The sequence below is a fragment of the Oceanobacillus caeni genome (assembly GCF_019037185.1).
Classification (GTDB): Bacteria; Bacillota; Bacilli; order Bacillales; family Amphibacillaceae; genus Oceanobacillus; species Oceanobacillus caeni.
Genome location: NZ_JAHHXM010000078.1, coordinates 1 through 1,234, shown reverse-complemented (window position 1 = coordinate 1,234; position 1,234 = coordinate 1). Strand labels below are relative to the sequence as shown.

1 protein-coding gene is annotated in these 1,234 nt (G+C 37.7%); it reads left to right on the top strand.

Features of this window, described 5'->3' with window-relative positions; translation table 11 throughout:
• A partial coding sequence (locus KM885_RS17740; protein ID WP_216884342.1) for a transposase occupies positions 1-1,234 on the top strand: 1,234 nt, incomplete at both ends.

Sequence of the window (1,234 nt, the reverse complement as noted above, 5' to 3'; positions counted from 1 at the left end):
AACACATTTAGCCAGGCAATTTACACTACTAAACGTTCCATTTATGATTTTTCTTCAAAATTGACAGAAGGAATGCAAAAACCCAATAAAAACTTTATCCTAGATATTTTATTTGGCATGGCAAAAAGCAAATCTGTTTTGCTTTCCAACATTGCACGCACTCTAGAAGAGCCCATCGATACGATACAAACCGTCAAGCGACTTTCCAATCGTATGGATGAGTTTCATGAAACAACCGAGCTGTTGGAGAACTATGAAGAACTAATAAAACCTTTCCTGCAAGAAGAAGATAATCTGATTCTGGTAGATAACTCTGAGATTGTGAAACCCACCGCCTGTAAAATGGAAGCTCTTGGGCAAGTGAGAGATGGTTCGACAGGGAAAATTGGCAATGGATACTGGACAACCAATATGATTGCCGTGGCTCCGAGGACAAAGCATCCGATTTCAGTTTATTCTCATTTATACTCATCTGCTGAAAAGGGATTTATCAGCGAGAATGATGAAACATACAAGGGCTTGGATTACGTAGATCAGCTTTTAGGCGAGAAGAAAGCAACCTTCGTCATGGACCGTGGGTATGACAATATAGAAGTCATGAAAAAAATCCTCAAGCAGGAGAATAACTTTATCATTCGGTTGAAGAAAAATCGAAATTTATTGTATCAGAATAAAAAGTTCTCCGTACATGATTTGGCAATCAGAAGAAAAGGGAAAATCAATTTTCGTTCTGAAATAAAGGGAACCGTCTATGATTTGAAAGTCTCTCATCTTACTGTAGAAATCCCCTCGCTTAAGGGAAAAAAGTTCACGATGATTGTTGTGTATGGATATGGCAAAGAGCCGATGGTGCTGCTTACAAATAAGCGAATCCAGAAAAAAGCAGAGGTAATTTCTGTTTTAAAAGCCTATATTACTAGATGGCGTATCGAAGAAATGTTTCGCGTGCAAAAGCAAGAATTTGAATTAGAGAATATTCGAGTTCGTACCTTGCCCAGACTGAAGAGAATGTTTTTACTCTTGTCCATCATGGTTACGTTTATGACACTGAAAATAGAAAAGCAAAATGGATTTTTTCATAGTGTGATTGAACGGGCAAAGGGCATAAAGGCAAAGGATCAAATTAAGATGTTTCTATATCGTTTTTCGGCGGGAATGGAAGCCATACTGAAAAAAGATGCTTATGGGATTCGACATTTTAAATACATAGAAAAGCCAAAAGATTCACGACAAC